This is a genomic window from Streptomyces sp. NPDC001781, from assembly GCF_053596035.1.
This window is the reverse complement of record NZ_JBSFFI010000015.1, coordinates 73,366-93,154: the sequence shown is the minus strand read 5'-3', so window position 1 is coordinate 93,154 and position 19,789 is coordinate 73,366. Positions and strand designations below refer to the sequence as shown.

Annotated in this window: 16 protein-coding genes; 9 read left to right on the top strand and 7 right to left on the bottom strand. The window is 75.4% G+C overall.

Translation table 11 applies throughout. The annotated features are described in order from the left end of the window. Positions 1–531, bottom strand: a complete 531-nt coding sequence (locus tag ACWCV3_RS16365) for a MarR family winged helix-turn-helix transcriptional regulator (protein WP_451223666.1) — start codon at positions 529–531, stop codon at positions 1–3. Next, positions 528–2,102 carry an FUSC family protein gene (locus ACWCV3_RS16360; RefSeq protein ID WP_451223664.1) on the bottom strand — a complete coding sequence of 525 codons (1,575 nt, stop codon included), beginning with the start codon at positions 2,100–2,102 and terminating at the stop codon, positions 528–530. Before ACWCV3_RS16360 ends, ACWCV3_RS16365 begins: the two co-directional genes overlap by 4 nt. A gap of 174 nt (positions 2,103–2,276) precedes the next feature. Between ACWCV3_RS16360 and ACWCV3_RS16355 the strand changes: the two genes are divergently transcribed. From ACWCV3_RS16355 to ACWCV3_RS16335, 5 genes are all read left to right on the top strand, one after another. Further along, the gene (locus ACWCV3_RS16355; RefSeq protein ID WP_451223662.1) at positions 2,277–2,822 is read left to right on the top strand and encodes a DUF5134 domain-containing protein; all 546 of its coding nucleotides are present in this window, start codon (positions 2,277–2,279) and stop codon (positions 2,820–2,822) included. 84 nt (positions 2,823–2,906) lie between these two features. After that, positions 2,907–3,839 (top strand): M56 family metallopeptidase, encoded by a 933-nt coding sequence (locus ACWCV3_RS16350; RefSeq protein ID WP_451223660.1) that lies wholly within the window; start codon positions 2,907–2,909, stop codon positions 3,837–3,839. Positions 3,840–3,933: 94 nt separating this feature from the next. Next, entirely contained in the window at positions 3,934–4,644 is a 711-nt protein-coding gene (locus tag ACWCV3_RS16345; protein WP_451223658.1) for an HAD family hydrolase, read from the top strand. A gap of 114 nt (positions 4,645–4,758) precedes the next feature. Further along, positions 4,759–5,430: a TetR/AcrR family transcriptional regulator gene (locus ACWCV3_RS16340; RefSeq protein WP_451223656.1), complete on the top strand. Its 672-nt coding sequence runs from the start codon at positions 4,759–4,761 to the stop codon at positions 5,428–5,430. A gap of 89 nt (positions 5,431–5,519) precedes the next feature. Continuing rightward, complete coding sequence (locus tag ACWCV3_RS16335; RefSeq protein ID WP_451223654.1) at positions 5,520–6,860, top strand: NAD(P)-binding protein; 1,341 nt, start codon at positions 5,520–5,522, stop codon at positions 6,858–6,860. Positions 6,861–7,162: 302 nt separating this feature from the next. On the opposite strand, the gene ACWCV3_RS16330 is transcribed toward ACWCV3_RS16335, so the two are convergent. The 3 genes from ACWCV3_RS16330 to ACWCV3_RS16320 all read right to left on the bottom strand — a co-directional run bounded on the left by ACWCV3_RS16330 (position 7,163) and on the right by ACWCV3_RS16320 (position 13,118). Beyond that, entirely contained in the window at positions 7,163–11,515 is a 4,353-nt protein-coding gene (locus ACWCV3_RS16330) for an HAD-IC family P-type ATPase (RefSeq protein ID WP_451223652.1), read from the bottom strand. An 8-nt stretch (positions 11,516–11,523) separates the two neighbouring features. After that, positions 11,524–12,042: a hypothetical protein gene (locus ACWCV3_RS16325; RefSeq protein WP_451223650.1), complete on the bottom strand. Its 519-nt coding sequence runs from the start codon at positions 12,040–12,042 to the stop codon at positions 11,524–11,526. A gap of 350 nt (positions 12,043–12,392) precedes the next feature. Then, positions 12,393–13,118, bottom strand: coding sequence for a PaaX family transcriptional regulator C-terminal domain-containing protein (locus ACWCV3_RS16320; RefSeq protein WP_451223844.1), 726 nt, complete (start codon positions 13,116–13,118; stop codon positions 12,393–12,395). 73 nt (positions 13,119–13,191) lie between these two features. On the opposite strand from ACWCV3_RS16320, the gene ACWCV3_RS16315 reads away from it, so the two are divergent. After that, positions 13,192–14,844 (top strand): DNA alkylation response protein, encoded by a 1,653-nt coding sequence (locus ACWCV3_RS16315; RefSeq protein ID WP_451223648.1) that lies wholly within the window; start codon positions 13,192–13,194, stop codon positions 14,842–14,844. Positions 14,845–14,907: 63 nt separating this feature from the next. Here the strand turns inward: ACWCV3_RS16315 and ACWCV3_RS16310 are convergent, their stop codons facing one another. Further along, positions 14,908–15,489: an Rv1733c family protein gene (locus ACWCV3_RS16310; RefSeq protein WP_451223647.1), complete on the bottom strand. Its 582-nt coding sequence runs from the start codon at positions 15,487–15,489 to the stop codon at positions 14,908–14,910. An 84-nt stretch (positions 15,490–15,573) separates the two neighbouring features. On the opposite strand from ACWCV3_RS16310, the gene ACWCV3_RS16305 reads away from it, so the two are divergent. Then, on the top strand, positions 15,574–16,749 hold the full coding sequence (locus tag ACWCV3_RS16305) for a WD40/YVTN/BNR-like repeat-containing protein (RefSeq protein WP_451223645.1): 1,176 nt from the start codon (positions 15,574–15,576) through the stop codon (positions 16,747–16,749). A 57-nt stretch (positions 16,750–16,806) separates the two neighbouring features. Here the strand turns inward: ACWCV3_RS16305 and ACWCV3_RS16300 are convergent, their stop codons facing one another. Further along, entirely contained in the window at positions 16,807–17,484 is a 678-nt protein-coding gene (locus ACWCV3_RS16300; protein WP_451223643.1) for a uracil-DNA glycosylase, read from the bottom strand. Positions 17,485–17,603: 119 nt separating this feature from the next. Here ACWCV3_RS16300 and ACWCV3_RS16295 point away from each other — a divergent pair, with 119 nt between their 5' ends. Together ACWCV3_RS16295 and ACWCV3_RS16290 are read left to right on the top strand one after the other, a co-directional pair. Beyond that, complete coding sequence (locus tag ACWCV3_RS16295) at positions 17,604–18,617, top strand: N-acetylglucosamine kinase (RefSeq protein WP_451223841.1); 1,014 nt, start codon at positions 17,604–17,606, stop codon at positions 18,615–18,617. A 153-nt stretch (positions 18,618–18,770) separates the two neighbouring features. Further along, the gene (locus tag ACWCV3_RS16290) at positions 18,771–19,691 is read left to right on the top strand and encodes a sirohydrochlorin chelatase (protein ID WP_451223641.1); all 921 of its coding nucleotides are present in this window, start codon (positions 18,771–18,773) and stop codon (positions 19,689–19,691) included. Positions 19,692–19,789: the final 98 nt, after the last annotated feature.

The following is a 19,789-nucleotide window of genomic DNA, read 5'->3' as shown; positions in this document are numbered from 1 at the left end:
TCAACCGCGCAGGGCGGCCAGCCGGCCCTCCAGCCCGTCGAGGAGGCCGGCGAGCAGGCCGGACAGCTCGTCCTGGCGTCCGGGGGTCAGCACGGCCAGCACTGATTCCTCGTAGGCGAGCTGCTCGGGGAGGATGCCGTCCACGAGGTCGCGTCCCGCGTCGGTGAGGCGGAGGTGCGAGACACGGCGGTCGCGGGTGTCGCCGCGCCGCTCGACCAGTCCGCGTTCGGTGAGCTGCTTGACCCGCTTGGTCACGGCCGCCCCGGAGGAGAAGGTCTCCCGTGCCAGCTCCCCCGGCGTCAGCTCGTGCCCGGTGCGGCGGAGCGCGCCGAGCAGGTCGAACTCCGCCCGGCTGAGCCCGGCCCGGCGCAGCGGGGCGTCCTCGGCCTGCTGGAGGAGTGCCGCGCAGCGGTTGATCCGGCCGATGACCTCCATGGGGCCGGTGTCCAGCGCGGGGTGCACGGCACGCCACTGGCGGACGACCGAGGCGACGGTGTCCGCCCTGGGGTGCTGGTCTCCCGTGTCCGTCATGGCCGTCCGTCCTCCGTGGTGCCGCGTCGGTCCGTCTTCAGGGGTGCGGCTCCTCGGTGCCGCACCGCCGCAGCGAGCGTACGGTGTCCGGTCCGCTCGGCGAGCGCCAGACGTTCCGCGGGGAGGGGGCGCTGCCACCACTCCCCCTGCGCGGCGGCGACGGTGGCGCGCAGGTCGGTCAGCGCCACGGCGAGGGCACGACGGGCGGCGGGCAGGGCGTGGGGCGCCGGCTGGGACAGCAGGTGTTCGGTGCGGGCGCCGGCGTTCTCCACGGCGGTCAGGGCGTCGTGCACGCGGTCGCCGGCCCGCCGGTTGGTGACCAGCACGGCGGCGGCGAGCCCGCTCAGCGCGCCGACCAGGGTGTCCAGCACCCGCTGGGTGATCAGCGTGCCGGGGTCCTGGAGATGGGTGAACTCGGTGATGAGCAGGGCCATGGGCGTGACGCAGACCGTGCCGAGCCAGTAGTTGCGCGCGATGAGCGCTTCCGCGCCGAAGCCGCACGCCAGGCACCACAGGACGAGCGTGACGGGGTGGAGGTGGGTCAGCGGGGTGAGCGCGGCGAAGACGAGCACGCCGGCGAGGTTGCCGACGACCCGCTGGACGCTGCGGTTCCAGGTGAGGGTGACGTTGGCCTGGTAGAGGGAGGCGGCGGTGACCAGGGCCCAGTAGGGGCGGCCCACGCCGAGGGAGAGGGCGGCGAGGCCGGCCAGCGCGCAGCCCAGGGCGGTGCGGGTGGCCAGGGGGGCCAGGTGGGCGAAGGGGACGCGGGTGGGGCGGGGGTGTGCGCCCGCCTCGTGGGTGGTGTCCGCTCGCGGTACCGGGCCGGTGCCGCGCAGGGCGTGGGCCCAGGCGCGCAGCCGGTCCTGGCCGGCGTCGCCGGTCTCGGCGCCGAGCAGCAGGCTCTCCAGGGCGCGCCGGGTGGGGTCGGGGCGGACTCCGGGCGCTCGCAGGGTCTGCCAGGCGGTGTGCAGGTCCGGGTGGGCGGGTGCGCGGCCCTGGTCGGCGAGGTCGGCGGCGGTGCGGAGGGCCGCGGCGACGGCCCGGCGCTCGGGTCCGTGCGGGCGGAGCAGTCCGGGGGCCATGCAGACGAGCCAGGCCCAGGCTCCGGCGGCGAGGGTGAGGCCGAGGTGGGCGGGTACGTGGCCGGGGGTCTGCGGGAGGAACAGGGCGGCGGAGCTGATGAAGGTAACGACCACGTTGCCGGGCGGGCCGGCGCGGGTGGCCTCGCAGACCGTCTTCTGCGCGGCGGCGAGCAGGGCGCCGGCGAGCACCAGGACGACCGGTCCGGGGGTGAGTGCCGAGACGAGCAGGGCGATGGCGAGCCCGGCCGTCATGCCGAGCACGACCCCGGCGAGGACGCGGGCGCGGGCGGCGTAGGGGCGCTGGTGGCCGTAGAGCGCGCAGAGGGACCCGGCCATCGTGTAGAGGGCGAGGTCGAGGCGGCCGAGGGCCAGCAGGAGGAGGCAGGGCGGGGCCGTCGACACGACGACGCTGAGCGCGGGCTTGAACCAGATGGCTGAGGGCCCCTGGAGGCGGAGCGCCTGCGTGAGGGGGAGGCGGCGGCTGCTCATTCCATGAATTTAACAGGTGTTTCACCAGTAAACGATCTGATGCCCTTCCCTGATCGCCCTGGTCACATGCCGTGCTCCGGTGAACGCTCCCCGTGCACCCCCTTGCGCTCGCGTGCGCTTGGCGTGGCGTGGGCATCGCATCCCTCGACATGGCGTCGAACGGGGGTGGTGCGCGTGCACGGACCGATGTCACCTGCGTGGCTGCTGGTCGCGCTCTGCGCGGCGACCGGCGCCTACTGCCTGCTGCGGATGCGCAGCGGCGTCGAGGAGCAGCGCCGGGCGGCGGGTGGCGAGGCGCTGATGGGATTCGGGATGGCGGCGATGGCGGTACCGGCCGCGGTCTTCGCCCCGCCGCGCTGGTGGTGGCCGCTGTACGCCGCCGTCTTCGGGCTGGCCGCCCTCCGCGCGCTGTGGTCGGCGCGGCAAAGCGCCCACCACCTGCACCATCTGCTGGGCAGTACGGCGATGGTGTACATGGCGGTGCTGATGGCCGCCGCCCCGGCTCCCCACCACCACACGGGCGGCTCCGGCCCGGCCTGGCTCACGGGAGCGCTGCTGCTCTACTTCGCCGGCTACGTCCTGCTGACCGGCGCCCGCCTGGTGCCGGCCACGGTGCGGGGCGGCCCCGGCTCGGTGCGGTGGGGCGACCGGCCCGAGCTGTCCCGGGTGTGCCGGCTGTCGATGGGGATAGGCATGCTGGCGATGCTTCTGACGATGTGACACCTCAAGCGGTGCGTGGAGCGCGGAAGTTGCCTGCGTCACTTCGGCGCCGGTGAGTGGTCCGCTGCTCATAGGGTGCTGCCCATGAGCGTCCCCGTGGCACTGCTGCTGCTCGGCATTCTGACCTCCGTCGCCGCCCCGCGCCTGCTGGCCCGGGCCGACTGGCCGGACCGGGAGCCGGTGGTGGCGCTGTGGGCCTGGCAGTGCGTGGTGGCCGCCGTCCTGCTGTGCTGCGCGCTGTCGATGACGCTGAGCGCGGCGGCGGCCTGGCAGGAGGTGCGCGGGCATGTGTTCGGCGGCGCTCCGCAGGGGGTCGTCGAGGCGTACGCCCTCGGGGCGGCCGGTCCCTGGGCGGCGCCGACCGCCGTGGCGCTCGCCTGCGGAGGGCTGTGGTCCCTGGCGATGCTGGCCGGCGAGGTGCTGCACGCGCGGCGCGGCCGCCGGGCGCGACGGGCCGAACTGCTGGAGCGGGCACCCCTGTTGCCGGGCGAGGAACCGGGTGGGCGGCTGGTGGTCCTGGAGGGCGACCGCCCGGACGCGTACTGGCTGCCCGGTGACACACCCCGGCTCGTGGTCACCACGGCCGCCCTCCGGCGTCTCAAGGGCAGCCGCCTGGACGCCCTGCTGGCACACGAGCAGGACCACGCCCGCTTCCGGCACGACTGGCTGCTGCACTGCTCCGCCGCCCTGGCCGGCGGCTTCCCCCAGGTCCGGGTCTTCGCCGCCTTCCGCGACGAGATGCACCGCCTGGTGGAACTGGCCGCCGACGACACCGCCTCCCGCCGCTTCGGCCGCGTCACCACCGCCCTCGCCCTGGTCGACCTCAACGAGGGCCGGGGCGTCTTCGGCCCCTCTCCCACGCCCCATGCCCTGCTTCCCCAGCGCGTGAACCGCCTCCTCGCAGCCCCGCCCCGCCTGCCGGCCCCGCAGCGCCTCCGTCTGACGGCGACCGCAGCGCTGGTGCCGGCGCTTCCGGTGATCGTCGCTTTCGCTCCGGGGCTGCGGGCGCTGCACTGACGGCCCCACCGCCGGGCGGATGCGGGCGTCGCGCGGCCCCGGCAGATGTGGGCGGCCCCGTGCCGGTCCGCGAGCGCGGGAGTAGGGTCCGCCCATGACCGCTGTGCTGTTCGACTTCTCGGGCACGCTGTGCCGCATCGAGTCCACCGAGTCCTGGCTGCGCGCCGCCCTCGCGGCGGCCGGCGCCCGCATGGAGGAGCCTTCGCTCGTCGCGGCGGCGGCCGCGCTGGAGATCGCGGGTGCGCTGCCCGGCGGTGCCGAACCGGTGGCGATCCCTGAGGAGTTGGCCGCGGCCTGGGCCGCACGGGACCTTGACGCCGCCTCGCACCGAGCCGCGTACACCGGTCTCTCCCGGCAGGTCCAGCTAGCCGCTGACGGCCTCCACGACGTGCTGTACGACCGCCATATGACACCCGCCGCCTGGACCCCGTACCCCGACGCGACCCATGTCCTGTCCGAACTGCGCCGGCGCGGAACCGCCATCGGCGTCGTCAGCAACATCGGCTGGGACCTGCGTCCGGTCTTCCGGGAGCACGGACTCGACATGTACGTGGACGCGTACGTGCTGTCGTACGAGCACGGCGTGCGCAAGCCGGACCCCCGCCTGTTCGCCGCCGCCTGCGCGGAGTTGGGGGCGGAGCCGGAGCACACGCTGATGGTCGGGGACAGCAGGGTCGCGGACGGCGGCGCCGCCGCGCTCGGTTGCCGCGTGCACTTCGTGGACCATCTGCCGGTGACCGAACGCCCGGACGCCCTGCTGCCGGTGCTGGACCTGGCGCACGACGCGGAACTGCCGCCCGTCTGAGGCGCTCCCCCGCGGCGCTCAGACGAACGGCAGCACTGAGAAGGCCCCGCGCGATGCGGTGCCTTACCCCTACAGTATAGTTGGCTGACAGCCAGTCAACGCAGGAGTTCGAGAATGTCCCCGCGCAGCGCCTCGGTCAATGAAGAGCTGCGGCGGCGTTCGCGCGAGCGGCTCCTCCAGGCAGCCGTCGAGCTGGTGGACGAACGCGGGTTCGAGGCGACGACGCTCGGCGACATCGCGGACCGCGCCGGATCGGCGCGGGGGCTGGTCTCCTACTACTTCACCGGCAAGCGCCAGCTCGTGCAGTCCGCCGTTCACCGGCTGATGCACCGCACGCTGGAGGAGGCGCTGGAGCGGAAGCCGCGTACCGAGGACGGACGGCAGCGGCTGGCCCGTGCCATCGACGCGGTCCTGGACCTGGCGCGGGAGCGGCCGGTGCTCATGCGCCAGCACATGGCGGGCCTGCTGCACGACGAGGGCTTCGTGCAGTGCCCGGAGCAGCGGCGCCTCTCCGAACTCCTCGGCGACACGATCGCCCGCAGCGGCGCGGTGGAGGGCACGGCCGGCTACCCGATGCTCCGGGCACTGCTGATGGGAGCCGTGTACGCGGCGCTGGTGCCGGGCGTGCCGATGCCGATACCGGTGCTGCGCGCGGAGCTGTTCGAGCGGTACGGGCTCGACGGGGAGCTCGGCCTGCCGCCGGGCGACTCGGAAGGGGAGCCCGGGCGGAGCGATCTCGCCCGCTTCTTCGCCACGGAGAGGCAGCCGGACGACCGCGGCGAGTAGCCCGCCTTTCCCCTGCCGACGCCGCCTCGCGGTGCCATGCTGGTGCCGTCAGGGCTGTCTCCCGATGCCCTCGGGGTGAGGAGTGCGCCGTGCTGCGGGTCGCCGTCGTCGGCTCCGGACCGAGCGGGTGCTACACCGCGCAGAACCTGGTGGAACGCCATCCCGGCGTGCACGTGGACGTGCTGGACCGGCTGCCGGCCCCCTTCGGGCTGGTGCGCTACGGCGTCGCCCCGGACCACGAGAAGATCAAGTCGCTCCAGAGCGGCCTGCGGACGGTGCTGGAGCACGACCGGGTCCGGTTCCTGGGCGGGGTCGGGGTGGGCGGCCCGGCAGGGGTGCCGGTGGAACGGCTGCGGGAGCTGTACCACGCGGTGGTGTACTGCGTGGGCGCGGCGGCGGGCCGCCCGCTGGGCGTCCCGGGCGAGGAGCTGCCGGGGAGCTGGCCGGCGTCGGAGTTCGTGTCCTGGTACAGCGCGCACCCGGACGCCGCCGACGAGGGCTTCCTGCGCGACGTGCGCTCGGCGGTGGTCGTCGGTGCCGGCAACGTGGCCGTCGACGTGACGCGGATGCTGATGCGCGGTGTGGCGGAGCTGCACGGCACGGACATGCCGCAGGCGGCGCTGGAGACGCTGACCGGGGGCGGGGTCGGTGAGGTGCTGATGGCCGGGCGGCGCGGGCCCACGCAGGCCCGGTTCACCACCAGGGAACTGCGCGAGCTGGGCCGTCTGCCGGGTGTCGGCGTCTCGGTCGACCCGGCGGAGCTGGCACTCGATCCGGCTTTTGCGGACCTTTCCGCACTGCCGGCCGCTCAGCGCCGTAACGCGGAGGTGCTGCGTGACTGGGCCGCCGTCTCTCCCCCGCACTCCGACCGGACGATCCGGCTGCGGTTCTTCCTGCGTTCGGTGGAGGTGCTGGAGGCGGACGGCCGGGTGGGCGGGGTCCGCTTCGAGCGCACCGAGCCGGACGGGCAGGGCGGGGTGCGGGGCACGGGCGTGTTCGAGGACGTCCCCGCGCAGTTGGTCCTCCGCTCCGTGGGGTACCGGGGGACGCCGCCGGAGGGGCTGCCGTGCGACCCGGTGAGCGGGACGGTGCCGCATCTGGCGGGTCGGGTCGTGTCCGGCGGCGGACCGGTGCCGGGCGAGTACGTGGCCGGGTGGATCAAGCGCGGCCCGACCGGCGTCATCGGCAGCAACCGGTCCTGCGCCAAGGAGACGGTGACCTCGCTGCTGGAGGACGCACCGGTGCTGGAGGCCCGCCGGGTGCCCGGGGACCCGCTTCCGGGGCTGCGGGCGGCGGGCGCGGCCCCGGTGGGATGGCCGGGCTGGCTGGCCATCGAGCGGGCCGAGGCGGAACTGGGCGCGCGCCTGGGCCGGAACCCGGTCAAGCTGTCCGACTGGGACGCGCTGTGGGCGGCCGCGCGGTCCCGGTAGCGCTGCGGAGTGTCCGCCACTCGTCTCGCCGATGGTGCTGATCGGTACGACGGGCGGCGGGCTGCCCGTGGTCTGCGGCTCGGTGATCGTCGCGGGCCTGGGGATCGTGCTGCTGGCGCCGGCCTTCGGCCGGCTGCTGTGGTCGCCGTCCCGGTCGCCGTCGGCTTGCTCCCGGTGGGCGTGCCGACGGTGTACGCGAAGTTCCCGGACTGGTTCCAGAGGGTGATGAACAGCGGCATCAGCGCGGGCTGCCTGCCCGGCCAAATGACCGGGCAGGCACCCGTACGGACCGACGGGAGCCTCTAGGAGGCGCCTTCCGTCGGCATCAGTCCGGCGACGATCTCCTCCAGCCGGGGCAGCGTCCGCTGGGCCGCCAGCGCGGCGGCGATGGCCACGACGACGCCGGCCCAGGCCATCGGGCCGAGCGGGCTGCAGCCGACCAGGTGGCTGACGGCGGGGGTCTGGATGACGGCCACCAGGACCGCGGCGGAGCCGAGGGCGGTGACCCGGACCAGACTGCTGTCGCGGCGGTCGAGGAGGGTCTGCACGAGTTGGGTGCCGACGACGCCGCACAGGGCCATGGTGCTGGCGCGGCGGGCCGTGCCGGGGGTGAGACGGCCGATGAGCCAGGCCGTGACGGCGCCCAGCGCGGTGGTCAGGGCGCGGTGCCGGATCTGCCGGATCAGCGGGGCGCCGAGAACGCTGCCCGCGGCGTCCTCCGGTGAGGCCGTCCGGTCGCGCACCTCGGGGCCGTCGCCGTCCTTCGGGGTCACCGCCACCGCCATCGCCGGGAAGAGGTCGGTGAAAAGGTTGACCAGCAGCATCTGCCGGGTGGACAGCGGGGCGGTGCCGGAGAGCAGGGTGCCGAGGATGCCGAAGCCGACCTCGCCCGCGTTGCCGCCGATGAGGATGGCGATGGCGTCCGCGACGCTGTGCCACAGCGAACGCCCCTCGCCGATGGCGTCGATGAGGACGGTCAGGTCGTCGTCGGTGAGGACGATGTCGGCGGCGTTGCGCGCGGCCGCCGAGCCCCGCGCGCTGATGCCCACGCCGATGTCGGCGGCCCGGATCGCGGCGGCGTCGTTGGCGCCGTCGCCGACCATGCCCACCACCCGGCCCGCGTCCCGCAGCGCCTCCACGACCTGGAGTTTCTGCTCGGGCGCGACGCGGGCCACGACACCGGCGTCCCGCAGCATCCGGGCCCGGGTGCGCCGGTCGGCGGCGGCCAGTTCGTCGCCGGTCACCACCTCGGTGTCCTCGGGCCAGCCGAGTTCCCGCGCGATGGCGCGGGCGGTCTGCGGGTGGTCGCCGGTGAGCATGACGGGGCGTACGCCCTCCTCGTAGAGACCGCGCACCAGCGCTTTCGAGGTCTCGCGGGGTACGTCGGAGAGCGCGAGCAGCCCGGTGAACTCCAGTCCGTGCAGCGGCCCTTGGAGGGCATCGGACTCCGTCTCCCCCTCGTCGAGGCGCCGCATGGCCACCGCGAGGACGCGCAGTCCGGCACCGGCGAGGGAGTGCGCGCAGTCGTGGGCGCGGCCGGAGAGGCCGGCGCAGCCGGGCAGGACGGTCTCGGGCGCGCCCTTGACGACCAGGGTGCGGGGCCCGTCTCCGTCGCGGCCCACGGCGGCCGCGTACCCCCGCGCGGCCTCGAAGGAGAGGCCGGCGAGCTGGGTCCAGCCGGGGTCGGGGGCGGCCGCGTCGATGACGGCCTCGTCGGTGGCGTGCACCGGGCGCCCGGTGGAGCCCCCGTTGACGCGCGGGCAGGCCCGCGCGGCACGGCGCAGGGTCGCGGCCGGTCCCGGCCGTGCGGCGTCGTCGGCGGCCCACTCGGCCCCCTCGGCGTCGGAGACCCGCACGACCCGGAGCCGGTTCTCGGTGAGCGTGCCGGTCTTGTCGAAACAGAAGGTGTCGACCCGGCCCAGCGCCTCCAGGGTGCGTGGGGTGCGGACCAGGACGCCGTCGCGGCTCAGCCGGCGGGCGGCGGCGAGCTGGGCGACGGTTGCGACCAGCGGCAGCCCCTCGGGCACGGCGGCGACCGCGACGGCCACGCCTCCGCTGACCGCCTCGCGCACCGGGGTGCCGCGCAGCAGGGCCAGCCCGGTCACGGCCGCGCCGCCCGCGAGGGTCAACGGCAGTGCCTTGCGGGTGAGTTCCTGGAGCCTGGCCTGTACCCCGCCCGCCGGGGGCGTGCGGGCGGCGAGGTGGACGGCGCGGGCGGCCTCGGTGCGCTCGCCGATGTCGACGACGACGGCGTGCGCGGTGCCCGCGACGACGGTGGTGCCCTCGAAGACCATGCAGCGCCGGTCGGCGACGGCCGCGTGGGGCGTGGCCCCGGCATGCTTGCGCACGGGCAGGGACTCGCCGGTCAGCGCCGACTCGTCCACCTCCAGGCCGTCCTGCCGGAGCAGCCGGGCGTCGGCGGGGACCACGTCGTCGCCCTTCAGCTCGATCACGTCGCCGGGCAGCAGTTGGCCGGCGTCCACGGTGCGGGTGCCGCCCGCCGGCGCCTCCCGCGGCGGGGGCGCCACCCGTGCCTTGCGCTGCTGCTCGGCCTGCAGCCCGGACAGCGCCCGCTCGGCGCGCAGCCGCTGGACCCCGCCGACCAGCGCGTTGAGGTCGAGGGCGCCGACGACGAGCAGGGCGTCCACGACCGAGCCGAGGATCGCGGAGGCCGCCGAGCCGACGGCGAGCACCGGGGTGAGCGGGTCGTCCAGTTCGCCGCGGACGGCCCGGCCGAGCTGCCAGGTGAAGCGGGCCGGGGCGAGGGCCGGAACGCGGGCGATGAGAGCGGCCCTCCTGCGGGCCTCGGTGGCGGCACGTTCCAGCATGCCCGGCTCGGGGGGCGCCTCGCGGTCCAGGCGTTCCACCGCCTCGCCGGGGTCCAGTTCGTGCCAGTGCACGCGGGCGCGCGGGTGCGGGGCGCCGGCAGCGGCCACTCCGAGGGCGGCCCAGACTCCGTACGCCAGGGCGGTGAGCGCGCCGGTGTCGACGGGGGCGTGCCGCATTCCGGGGAGCACCGAGCGGCGCCCCCGGCCGCGCCGGGCCTCGCCGATGGCCACCATCAGCCCGGAGAGCGCGGCGCCGGAGCGGGCCAGGATCTGGCCCCGGCTGCCGACGGTGCGGGCGGCCGGGATCGCGGTGAGCAACCGCCACACGTCGGGCAGACCGTGCGGCGCGAGGATGTCGGCGCCCCAGACGACGGCGCCCTCCAGGTCGGTGAGCGCGACGGCGATGTCGGCGGCGTCGAGTCCGGCCAGCACGTCCGTCTCGTCCAGAGCACGCGGCCGGGCGACCGTGACGACGACGCGCTCCTCGCCGCCCTCCTCGTCCGCGGCGTCCAGTTCCCCGCGCAGGGCGTGCACGACGTCGTCCAACGGCCTTCTGGCGTCGACCACCTGGTCCGCCAGCCCGGCGAAGTCCTCCAGCACCGGGTCGTCTACCAGGACCACGCGCAACCGGGCGCGGCGGGCCGCGTCGAGCACGGCCTCGGTCCACGGGTCGGGCAGCCCCTCGTCGGTGCGCAGCGCGCTCGGGTGCAGCAGGAGGGTTCCGGCCATCTCCAGTTGTCTGAGCCGTTCGGGATCGCGGACCAGCACGCCGGAGCGGGCGAGGGCGGTGCCGAGTACGGCGTGGAAGGCGGCCGGGGCGTACCGGGCGGCCTTGGGCGAGCCGGAGAGGGCGGCCTCGGCGACGGAGTTCAGGTCGTGTTTGACCAGCAGCGCGGCCAGGGCGCCGAGCAGGCTGCCCGCCGAGGCGTGGGCGGCGTACACCTGGGCCGGGGACTCGCGCAGCGGCGGGCGCGGAGCGCCGGTGGGGGCGACGCTGACACGCTCGGGGGCGCACAGCTCGTCGTGGAGGGAGTCGAACGCGGCGGCGCGGGCCACGGTCTCGGCGAGCTGGAGGGAGCGCAGCGTGCCGTCGAGGACGAGTGAGACGGGGGTCTGCCCGGCTGCGTGCGCGAGCGCGTTGGCACCGGCCAGCAGAAGGTCCATGCGGGCGGCGCCGATCCGGCTGCGCAGCAGGGCGCGGGCGCGGGGGTTCTCCCGCAGCAGCGTCACGCAGGCGGTGAGCGCGCGGGGCGTGGGTGGCAGTCGCAGGGCGTAAGCGGTGAGGGCGGCCGCGATGCCGGTCAGGTCGGCGGCGAGGGTGGTGGCCGCGGCGCGCACGCCGGCCGGGTCGGCGGGGTGGTCGTACTCCTCCGGGTCGCCGCCCGCCACGAGCAGACCCTCGCGCACGGCGAGTTCGGTGGCGTGGTCCACGACCCGGTCGCCGGCGGCGTCCTCGGCCAGGGTCACGACCAGGCGGGCGAGCCCTTCGTCCCAGTAGGCGAGGAGGACGTCGGGCCGCTCGGCCAGGGCCGCCGCGATCCGGCGGGCCAGATGGGCACGGCCGCCCGCGCCCCGCACCTGGTCGGGTTCGGCGGTGCGCAGCGGAAGGTGGACGCGGGCGCCGGAACGCCAGTGGGCGGGGCCGCCGGGCAGGGCCGTGCGGGCGACCCGGGTCACGCGCAGGGCCGCGTCCGCGCCGCGTACGCCCGCCCGCGCGGTGCCCGCGGCGGCGCCGGCCGCGGCGCCGATGACGGGGGCGGCGGCCTCCGCGAGGAGACGGGGCAGGCGGGCGGCGGCGGAGGGGGCGGTGAGGAGGTTGAGGGCCATTGGGACCGTCAGAGGCTGGTGCGTTCGGGGCGGGCGGTGGGCCCGAGATGGCCGGTGGCGCCCTTGGGTTGCTTGCCGGCCTGTTTGCCGGCCTTCTTGCCGTGCTTCTTGTGCGGCTCAGGGTGCGCGAACTCCGGGTCCGTCACCTTGACCGGGCCGGGGGCGTCATGGTGCCCGGTGTGCAGCGCCGCCTCGGCGACCTCGGCCTCACTCGCGGGCGCGCTCTCCTCGATCACGGCGTGAGCGGTCCTTGCCTCCGGGGTCACGAGCGGCGGCCGTGGCTGGGTCAGCCAGGCGATGGCCGCACCGGTCAGCGCCACGGGCCACTCCACCACTCCGGCGACGCCGAGCACGCCCGCACCGGCGTACACCGCCAGGCGCCGGCCCCGGGGCGAGACCACGCCGATCACGTCCAGCGCGTCCTGGGCCGCCCTGTTGACCATCGACGCCCCGGGCACCTTGCTCAGGACGGAGGCGGCGCCGCGCAGGGGCGCGGTGAGGACCGACGACGACGTGTGCTCAGCCATGACTCTCCTCGGGCGAGATCGCCTGCCGTGCCCCACCCGGTGTCCGGAAGCAGGCGCACGCTGGTACCCCCTCCACTCACAGGAGACGACAGGCACCGGGCGCGCGCCACTCGGCCGGTGCCTCGCCAGGGCCCTTCGGTCGGATCGGGCAGGACCCCGCGAGCACGGCATGATCCGAACGGGATGCCAAGGGCTGTCCCGTGATCCCCGGCGGGCGCGCGACGACAGCCACGGCGCCTCGCCGCGTTGTCGGATCGCCCGCATACGCCCAATGTGAGGACGACCCTCCGCCTGGCGATGCACCGCATCCGCCGCCGCGCGCTGATCCACCGGGGGTCACGGGACAGCCCTCAGGTCGTGGCCAGCTCCCGCTGGTACCCGGCGTAGGCCGCCCGCAGGGCGTCGCCCGGCCAGTCGGCGGGCAGCAGGGGGGCGGGCAGGACCGGGTCGGTGAGCAGATGGCGTACGACGGCCGCGTAGGCGGTGAGGCGGTCGGCCGGGTGGCGGGCGCCGGTGGCCCGGCCGAGCAGGGCGCGGGCCTCGGCCGCCCAGCGGCCCAGGGGCCACAGCCGGGCCACGAGCTCGGCGGCGGACTCGTCGGGGCGGGCGGTGCAGCTCAGGGCGACCTCGCCCAGTTCCCCGGGCAGCGGCCGGTCGAGGTTGGCGGGGCGCAGCCAGACCCCCTCGCGGAGTTCGGCAAGGCGCAGGGCGGTCAGCCGGGCACGCAGGTCGGCGCGCTCGGCCGGGCCCCGTCCGGTAGCCGTGATCACAACCATCTCCCAGTCGCCGTGCCACGCGCGCGTGCGCGGTGCGACGGCCTCGTCCTGGCGGCGCTGCCGGGCGAGCAGGCGGTCGCTGAGCCCGTACACGGCGTCGGTGCGGCGGAGGTCGCCCGCGGCCACCATCCGGCTGAGCGCGGCCCGCAGCGTGGAGCCGCCCACGCCGAACGGCTCGACCAGCCGCACCAGTTCCCGTACCGGCAGCCGGGGCGGATGCGCGCCGAGCAGCAGGCTCAGCACGACCGACCGCGCGGACAACGGCCTGGTCACCGGCTCGGCGGACGGGTTGATGCGCATGGGGACGTACTGTACGTGCGCCGATGCGTGTTGCGTCATTGCTGCAACCGTACGGAGAGTGCAACATGACGGTATGGTCCCGATGCCCGAGCAGTCGCCGCCGTTCGCCACCCACGACGTCACCAACCAGCCCCCGCCCCTGGCTCCCTACGACGCGGCGGACGACGCCGCGCTGCTGGAGGGGCTGCGCCGGGAGGGCGCCGGGTGGGCCGAGGACGGTGTCCGGCTGCTGGGGGTGCGCGCGGGCGGAACCGAGGCGCAGGAGTGGGGAGAGCTGGCCAACCGGCACGAGCCGGAGCTGCGGACCCACGACCGGTACGGCAACCGCGTCGACGAGGTCGAGTTCCACCCGAGCTGGCACCACCTGATGCGCACCGCCGTCGCCGAAGGCCTGGCGGGTACCCCGTGGGCGGAGGACCGCCCCGGCGCGCACGTGGCCCGTACGGCGGGCGGCCTGGTCTGGGGGCACACCGAGGCGGGACACGGCTGCCCGACCTCGATGACCTACGCCGCCGTCCCCGCCCTGCGCGCCCAGCCGGACCTGGCCAAGGTGTACGAACCCCTGCTCACCAGCCGCGAGTACGAGCCGGGGCTGCGGGTGCCCACCGAGAAACGGGGCCTGCTCGCCGGGATGGGCATGACCGAGAAGCAGGGCGGCTCCGACGTCCGCACCAACACCACCGTGGCCACGCCGACGGACGAGCCCGGCGTGTACACGCTGCGTGGGCACAAGTGGTTCACCTCGGCGCCGATGTGCGACGTGTTCCTGGTGCTGGCCCAGGCTCCGGGCGGCCTCTCCTGCTTCCTGGTACCCCGGGTGCTGCCGGACGGCAGCCGCAACACCTTCCGCATCCAGCGCCTGAAGGACAAGCTCGGCAACCGCTCCAACGCGTCCTCGGAGCCGGAGTTCGACCGCACGGTGGCGTGGCTGGTCGGGCCGGAGGGGCGAGGGGTGAAGACCATCATCGAGATGGTCAACTGCACCCGGCTGGACTGCGTGATGTCCTCGGCGACCCTGATGCGCAAGGCCCTGGTCGAAGCCGGCCACCACACCCGGTACCGGACCGCCTTCGGAGCCCGCCTGCTCGACCAGCCCCTCATGCGGAACGTCCTGGCGGATCTCGCGCTGGAGTCGGAGGCGGCCACGGCCCTGACCCTCCGGCTCGCGGGCGCGGCGGACCGCGCGGTACGCGGTGACGAGGGCGAGCGGGCGTTCCGCCGGATCGCCACCGCCGTGGGCAAGTACTGGGTGACCAAGCGGGGCCCGGCCTTCACCGCCGAGGCCCTGGAATGCCTCGGCGGGAACGGCTACGTCGAGGACTCCGGCATGCCCCGCCACTACCGCGAGGCCCCCCTGCTGTCGATCTGGGAGGGTTCGGGCAACGTCAACGCCCTCGACGTGCTGCGGGCGTTGGGCCGGTCACCGCGGAGCGCGGAGTCGTTCTTCGGGGAACTGGCCCTCGCGCGGGGCGCGAACGCGCACCTCGACGCGACGGTGACCTCGCTGAAGCGGGAGCTGGCGGAGGCGGACGAACTGAGCGCGCGGCGGGTGGTGGAGCGGATGGCCCTGGCCCTGCAGGGGTCGCTGCTGGTCCGCCATGCGCCGCCGGAGGTGGCGGACGCGTTCTGCGCGACGCGGCTGGGCGGTGACTGGGGGCGCGCGTTCGGGACGCTGCCCTCGGGTACGGATCTGGGGGCGATCCTGGATCGGGCGCTGCCCGTGTAGCCACGCGCCGGCGGCACCAGGGCGTGTCCGCCGGCGGGGGCTCGCCGCCGACCGGGCGCGTCGTCAGCCAGTCGTGCGGCCCCACTGGGGGCCGAGGCGGGACCACTCCGTGTCCCACCGGGACAGCCGGTGGCGTTCCAGGCGGGTGAGCAGGAGGCGGCTCGCGGCGAAGGGGACCAGGGCCGCGGCGGCGCCGGCCAGGGTCCCGATGAAGGCGGCGCGCACGGTGGCCTCGGTGGGGGTGGCGGGGCGGTTGGCCAGGCGGGCGTGCCCGTCGGTCCAGACGGTGACCGGGGCACCGGTGGCCGCGCCGGGCGCGACGCGGACCTGGCCGGTGCGGGACGAGCCGCCCGGAGCGGTCCAGCGGACCTCCGCCCAGACCCGTTCGCCGGTGGAACCGCGGGCTCCGGAGCGGCCGGGGGCGTGCGCGACGACGTGGCCGGCCACCGGGCGCGCGGCGGCCCGCTCGCGGGCGAGGCCGAGCTCGACCGCCCGCGCGGCCGTGAGCCCCGCGGCCGTCCCGGCCAGCAGTGTCAGCAGCCAGGCGGCCACCAGTACCCACCCCTCCACCACATCGGCACGGCGGCGCAGCGGATTTCCCCGCCATCGCCAGAGCCACCGACGCGAGCCACGGAACGCCTCCAAGGCCAGCCTCCTCCCGAGCGCACCGAAAGACCGGACCGTCCTCCGGTACGGACGCCCGCCGCCCGTTGCTCAGGCTCACTGTCAGTGGCGGGGTGCAGACTGGGCGGAATCGGAGAACGCCGCGTCCGAAGCGGATGCGGCAGTGTGGACGACGAAGTCCCGGAGGTGGTCGTCATGACCGAAGTACTGCTCGCCGTGGGAACCCGCAAGGGCCTGTTCCTCGGCCGACGGCGCCAGCGCGCCTGGGAGTTCGACGACGGCCCCCGCTTCAACGCCCAGGCGGTGTACTCGGTCGCGATCGACACGCGCGGTGGCACTCCCCGCCTGCTGGCCGGCGGCGACAGCGCGCACTGGGGGCCGTCGGTGTTCCACTCCGACGACCTGGGCCGCACCTGGACCGAGCCGGCGCGGCCCGCCGTCAAGTTCCCCGGCGACACGGGTGCCTCGCTGGAACGCGTCTGGCAGCTGCACCCGGCCGCCGCCGAGCCGGACGTGGTGTACGCGGGCACGGAACCGGCCGCGCTGTACCGCTCCGAGGACCGGGGCGAGAGCTTCGCACTGGTACGCCCGCTGTGGGAGCACCCCACCCGCTCGCGGTGGGTGCCGGGCGGGGGCGGTGAGGGGCTGCACACGGTGCTGACCGACGCCCGCGATCCCCGCGCGGTCACGGTGGCGGTCTCCACGGCCGGAGTCTTCCGCACGACGGACGGTGGCGAGAGCTGGGCCCCGTCGAACTCGGGCGTTTCCGCAGTGTTCCTGCCCGACCCCGATCCGGAGTTCGGCCAGTGCGTGCACAAGGTCGCCCGGGACGCGGAAGACCCCGACCGCCTTTACCTCCAGAACCACTGGGGTGTCTACCGCAGCGACGACGCGGGCGCCCACTGGACCGACATCGGCGGGGGCCTCCCCTCCACCTTCGGCTTCGCCGTCGCCGCGCACCCGCACCGCGGCGGCACGGCCTACGTCTTCCCCATCAACGCCGACTCCGACCGCGTCCCCGCCGACCGCCGCTGCCGCGTCTTCCGCACCGCCGACGCGGGCAAGTCCTGGGAACCCCTCTCGCGGGGCCTCCCTGGGGGCGACCATTACGGCACCGTGCTCCGGGACGCCCTCTGCACCGACGACGCGGACCCGGCGGGCGTGTACTTCGGCAACCGGAACGGCGAGGTGTTCGCGTCCGCCGACGACGGGGACACGTGGGAGCAGTTGGCGTCGCATCTGCCGGACGTGCTGTGCGTGCGGGCGGCGGTGGTGGGCTGAGGGACGCGTCCGCTACGGGGGGGCCGACGCGAGTGCGCCGGCCCATCCCGCGATGCCCTACGGCAGGCGCCAGTCCACCGGCTCCGCACCCTGGCTCGTCAGCAGCTCGTTGGCCCGGCTGAACGGCCGGGAGCCGAAGAAGCCGCGGTCGGCCGACATGGGTGAGGGGTGGGCGGACTCGATGGCCGGGTGGTCGCCGAGCAGGGGACGGAGGTTGCGGGCGTCGCGGCCCCAGAGGATGGACACCAGAGGCCTGCCGCGTGCGGCGAGGGCGCGGATGGCCTGCTCGGTCACCTCTTCCCAGCCCTTGCCGCGATGGGCACCGGGCTTGCGGGGCGCGGTGGTGAGGGCCCTGTTGAGCAGCAGGACACCCTGTGAGGTCCACGGGGTCAGGTCGCCGTTGGAGGGCCGGGGCAGGCCGAGGTCGGTGTTCAGCTCCCGGTAGATGTTCTCCAGGCTGCCGGGCAGCGACCGCACCTCCGGCGCCACCGCGAAGCTCAGTCCGATCGCCATGCCAGGCGTCGGATAGGGGTCCTGACCCACGATCAGGACGCGGACGTCGTCGAAGGGCTGCTGGAAGGCCCGCAGGACGTTCGCCCCGGACGGCAGATAGGTCCGCCCGGCGGCCACCTCGGCACGCAGGAAGTCCCCCATGGCCGTGATGCGGTCGGCCGCCGGGTCCAGGGCCTTCGCCCAGCCGGCCTCTACAAGTTCGTTCAACGGTCGTCGTGCCACGTCAAGTCACTCTACTGGCCACCACCGACATCACCCGAACGGCTGTGGACCGGCCCCCGCGCACGCCCACTTCCCCGCTACCCTGCCCTCGTCGCAGGCGCTCCGGCGAGGAGAGGGGAATCCCGTTGTTCGCACAGGGCAGGGCGGTCGACCCGGCTGTCCCCGGCTTCCTCGCGGTCGACTCCGGAGGCTCCGGCCTGCGCGTGGCCGTGGGGGCGTACGGCGGAGCACCACCGGTGGAGGGCAGGACCGGACAGCCGGTACGGACCGGGGAACGCGGCATCGACCCGGGCCATCTGCTGGAGCTGGTCCTGCCGTTGGCAGGCCCCCTCGCGGCGGAGGCCGGGGTGGGCGAGCTGACCACGGCCGTGATCGGCGCCGCGGGCTTCGCGACCCTGGGCGAGGCCCTCCGTGCCGAGTTGCCGAACGCGCTGACCGCGGCGCTGGGCGTACGGACCGTGGCCCTGGCCGCCGACGCGGTCACCGCCTACGTCGGCGCCCTCGGACACCGAACCGGCGCCGTACTCGCGGCCGGCACCGGCCTGATCGCCATCGGCACGGACCTGACGACCTGGCGGCGCGCGGACGGCTGGGGCCACCTGCTCGGCGACTGCGGCGGCGGCGCCTGGATCGGACGGGCCGGTCTGGAGGCGGCGCTCCGGGCACACGACGGCCGCGCGGGCGGCTCCGCAGCGCTGCTGGAACGGGCCCGGAAACGGTTCGGACAGCCCCGGGAGCTGCCGGGCCTGGTCTATTCCCGGCCCGACCGCGCGGCGGTACTCGCCTCCTTCGCCCCCGACGTCGCCGCCTGCGCCTCGCACGACTTCGTGGCCACCGGCATCCTGCGCGCGGCCGCCCGGCACATGGCCGAGTCCGTCGCCGCCGTGTGCCCGAAGTTGGGCGACCCCGAAGTAGCTTGCACCGGTGGCCTCTTGAACATGGGTGAACCCCTCCTTTCCCTTCTCGCCGAGGAGTTGACCCACCAGGCACCCCACGCACGACAGAGCGCACCCGCGGGCGACCCGCTGCACGGCTCGGCCCGGCTCGCGACCGCACTCGCGGCGGGAGACGCCGTCTGGCCCGAGGACCCCGGCCTCCTGTGTGTCACCGGCGCCCGGAGGAGAGCGACATAGAGGGAAATCCGTCCCAGCTGCCCCCCAACCGCTCCATACGGGACGGGATCAGCCACCCCATGTACGCAACTCATCCGACAAAACCGGACGGAAACCGCTCACCTGCACCCTCCCCGAACAGGGGCGCTCCGGAAACCAGTAACATGCGGCGCCATGAGCTCCCCCACTGGACCCGAGTCCGGCCTGCCAGTACGAATGCCGCGACCCCGCCAGCCCGGACGGCACCGCCGTCCGGAGCCGCTGGTGGCTCCCGAGGACGCGCCCGCGTTCGTCCTCGCGGTGCCCGGTGCGCCCAGCGCCGCCACGCGCAGCCTCGCCGAGGAGGTCGTGAGCATCGCCCGCTCCGAGCTGCCCGGCCTCGACGCGCGGATCGGTTACCTGGACGGGGACGACGACGAATTCCCGACCCTGAGCGCCGTCCTGGCGCGCGCCGCCGCGGAGCGCACGGCCCGCCACGAGCAGGCCGTCGCCGCCGGATCCGACGCCAAGGCGCCGGACGGCCCGGTGGCCGTGGTCGTGCCGCTGCTGGCCGGTCCCGACAACGCCCTGCTGCGTCAGACCCGCCAGGCCGTGATGGACAGCCGGGTCGCCGCCGAGCTGACCGACGTGCTCGGCCCGCACCCGCTGCTGGCGGAGGGGCTGCACGTGCGGCTGTCGGAGGCGGGCCTCGCCCGTGCCGACCGCGCCCGCCTCTTCACGGTGGCGACCGCGGCCGACGGCATCATCCTGGCGTCCGTGGGCGGCGAGGAGGCGGTGCAGGCCGCCGGCATCACGGGCATGCTGCTCGCCGCGCGCCTCGCCGTGCCGGTGATGGCCGCCGCGCTCGACCAGGAGGGCTCCATCGCCTCCATCGCCGAACAGCTTCGCGCCTCGGGCTCGCAGCAGCTCGCGCTCGCGCCGTACCTGATCGGCCCAGAGATCGACACCGCGCTCCTGACGGCGGCCGCCGCCGAGGTCGACTGCGCCACGTCCGAGGCCCTCGGCGCCTACCCGGCCATCGGCAAGCTGGCCCTCGCCAAGTACACGGCCTCCCTGGGCATCGCCCAGCAGCCCCAGGGCGCCCCGGCCTTCTGACCGGGCTGGAGCACGCGCGAAGGGCCCGCCCCGGGATTGCCGGGGCGGGCCCTTCGCGCTGCCCGGACTTCTTCAGCGGACCTCGACCACGTCCGCCC

Excerpts from the sequence above, each read along its gene's own strand:
- ACWCV3_RS16365 (WP_451223666.1), bottom strand. The coding sequence starts at position 531 with ATGACGGACACGGGAGACCAGCACCCCAGGGCGGACACCGTCGCCTCG.
- ACWCV3_RS16345 (WP_451223658.1), top strand. The coding sequence starts at position 3,934 with ATGACCGCTGTGCTGTTCGACTTCTCGGGCACGCTGTGCCGCATCGAG.
- ACWCV3_RS16315 (WP_451223648.1), top strand. The coding sequence starts at position 13,192 with ATGGTCCCGATGCCCGAGCAGTCGCCGCCGTTCGCCACCCACGACGTC.
- ACWCV3_RS16290 (WP_451223641.1), top strand. The coding sequence starts at position 18,771 with ATGAGCTCCCCCACTGGACCCGAGTCCGGCCTGCCAGTACGAATGCCG.
- ACWCV3_RS16360 (WP_451223664.1), bottom strand. The coding sequence starts at position 2,102 with ATGAGCAGCCGCCGCCTCCCCCTCACGCAGGCGCTCCGCCTCCAGGGG.
- ACWCV3_RS16325 (WP_451223650.1), bottom strand. The coding sequence starts at position 12,042 with ATGGCTGAGCACACGTCGTCGTCGGTCCTCACCGCGCCCCTGCGCGGC.
- ACWCV3_RS16320 (WP_451223844.1), bottom strand. The coding sequence starts at position 13,118 with ATGCGCATCAACCCGTCCGCCGAGCCGGTGACCAGGCCGTTGTCCGCG.
- ACWCV3_RS16330 (WP_451223652.1), bottom strand. The coding sequence starts at position 11,515 with ATGGCCCTCAACCTCCTCACCGCCCCCTCCGCCGCCGCCCGCCTGCCC.
- ACWCV3_RS16350 (WP_451223660.1), top strand. The coding sequence starts at position 2,907 with ATGAGCGTCCCCGTGGCACTGCTGCTGCTCGGCATTCTGACCTCCGTC.
- ACWCV3_RS16340 (WP_451223656.1), top strand. The coding sequence starts at position 4,759 with ATGTCCCCGCGCAGCGCCTCGGTCAATGAAGAGCTGCGGCGGCGTTCG.